We start from the raw sequence: 2,009 nt of genomic DNA on the forward strand, positions 1-2,009 counted from the left end.
GACACCGCGTACCGGTCTGGCGTAGGTCGAAAAGGCTGCTGTAGCGGCCGTTCCTACCTATGGGGTCGGATGACCTATGAGTACCGATGCGAGGTACAGGTCCAGGTCCCGCGCCAGAGAGCAGCCGGCAGGCCTGGAACCGTCAGGCCAGAACTTTTTCCAGATCGTCCTGGATCTCCTGGGGGGTGATGGTGGGCTCGTAGCGGCGGATCACTGTTCCGTCGCGGTCGGCGAGGAACTTTGTGAAGTTCCACTTGATTTCGTCCGTGCCGATTGTCTCCGGTCGGGTGGCCTTGATGTGGTCGTAGATGCGCCCGGCCGAGGGGCCGAAGTCACCGGGTGCCTGGGTTCGTAGGTAGACGAAGAGGGGGTCGGCGCCCGGGCCGTTGACCTCGATCTTGTGGAAGATCGGAAAGGTGACGTTGAACTGGGTCGAGCAGAATTCCTGGATCTCGGCGTCGGTGCCAGGTTCCTGACCGCCGAACTGGTTGCAGGGAAAACCGATGATCTCCAGGCCGCGGTCGCGGGTGTCGCGGTACAGCGCTTCCAGCCCCTCGTACTGGGGGGTCAGGCCGCACTTACTGGCGACGTTGACGATCAGAACTGCGCGACCGGCGTAGTCGCTGAGCGAACGTGGTGCACCATCGCCGGTCGTGACGGTGAAATCGTGAATGGTCATCGGTGTTTCCTCCATGGTCCGCTCCCTCGACATTTATGCGACCGTGACAGTGACGTTAATCCGTGTCAGCGAATTATGCAACTGCAGGCGTGACCTATATGCTGGGGTGATGGCGGCAGTCGGGTCTCGACCGCGGGGCCGCCCCCGCGACGGCTCGGTGGACGCGCGAGTGTTGGCTGCGGCCGTCCAGGAGCTGGCCGACCGGGGGATTGCCGAGTTCTCCGTCACGGCGGTGGCAGCGCGGGCCAGGGCCGCCAAGCGAAGCATCTACGCTCGCTGGCCGGCGCGGGAGGACCTCATCCTGGCCGGGATGTCCACGCTGGCGGCAGGTCTGACCCCGCCGCGCACCGGAACGATCGTCGAGGATCTGGAGACCCTCCTGGCTGGGCTCGCCGCGGTCTTCGTCGAACCCCGGCGCAGCATCCTGCAACGCTGTGTCATGGAGATCGAACAGTTCCCCGAGCTCTACCAGGCGTTCAAACGGGACTCGATCGACCGGTGCCTGGCTGCGATCGAGGATGCTCTGCGCGACGCCGCCACGCGCGGAGAGATCCGCTGCGACGTCAACGCCTCGACGGTCGCCGACGCTCTCATCGGTATCGCGGTACTACGCGCGTCGTTCTCCCTCGACCCGGTGCTACCGGTGTCCATGCGCGAAGAGATCGTGCGCCTTCTCCTCGACGGTCTGCGCCCACGCCACAACGGTTGAGGATGGTCACCACCGTTCGGCGCCCAGGCGACCACCTGTGGGTTGTCGTCGTCTTGCGGGAGGCAGCCTGGATCACCGCATGCATCGACCAGGATCCATCAGGCAGGCCCTAGTGGTCGGCCTTACGGAAGTGGGCGTTCACCACGATCCGGTTGCTCATCGAGGCCACCTTCATCGGACTCCATCCCATCCCGAAGTGGGACCGGTCCACCTCCAGCTCCGCCTCGATGGTCACGGCGTCGGCGGTCGCGTCGGTAACCGTTGCGGTGAACGGCAGGGGCTGACGCTGCCCGCGGACCGTGAGCACACCCAGGACCTCGACCCGCTTCCCGTCGAGCGGCGAGATGCGGTCCACCGAGTAGGTGATCGTGGAGTACTGCGCGACGTCGAAGAAGTCCTTCGAGCGGAGATGGATGTCACGTTTTTTGTTTTTTGTGTCGAGGGATGTCGCTTGGATGGTGATCTCTCCGGTGACTGCGCCGCTGGGGCTGACCGAGCCCGTGGCGCTCACGGCGGTGAACTGACCGTGTATCTTCGCCATCCCCCACATGCTGGCGGAGTGGAACTCCACCCGGCTTACGGCCGGGTCCAGCGTCCAGGTGCCGGCTGCCGAACCGCCGG

General features: G+C 65.0%; 3 protein-coding genes. 1 reads left to right on the forward strand and 2 read right to left on the reverse strand.

Features of this window, described 5'->3' with window-relative positions; translation table 11 throughout:
* Nucleotides 1-142 precede the first annotated feature (142 nt).
* Nucleotides 143-679 carry a glutathione peroxidase gene (locus tag U9980_RS21305; RefSeq protein ID WP_322769543.1) on the reverse strand — a complete coding sequence of 179 codons (537 nt, stop codon included), beginning with the start codon at nt 677-679 and terminating at the stop codon, nt 143-145.
* Between the two features lie 169 nt (nt 680-848).
* Between U9980_RS21305 and U9980_RS21310 the strand changes: the two genes are divergently transcribed.
* Nucleotides 849-1,388 carry a TetR-like C-terminal domain-containing protein gene (locus tag U9980_RS21310; RefSeq protein WP_322769544.1) on the forward strand — a complete coding sequence of 180 codons (540 nt, stop codon included), beginning with the start codon at nt 849-851 and terminating at the stop codon, nt 1,386-1,388.
* 109 nt (nt 1,389-1,497) lie between these two features.
* On the opposite strand, the gene U9980_RS21315 is transcribed toward U9980_RS21310, so the two are convergent.
* Nucleotides 1,498-2,009: YceI family protein (locus tag U9980_RS21315; RefSeq protein WP_322769545.1), on the reverse strand; the 512-nt coding region annotated here is incomplete at its 5' end.

The organism is Protofrankia sp. Cr1 (assembly GCF_963555865.1).
Lineage (GTDB): Bacteria > Actinomycetota > Actinomycetes > Frankiales > Frankiaceae > Protofrankia.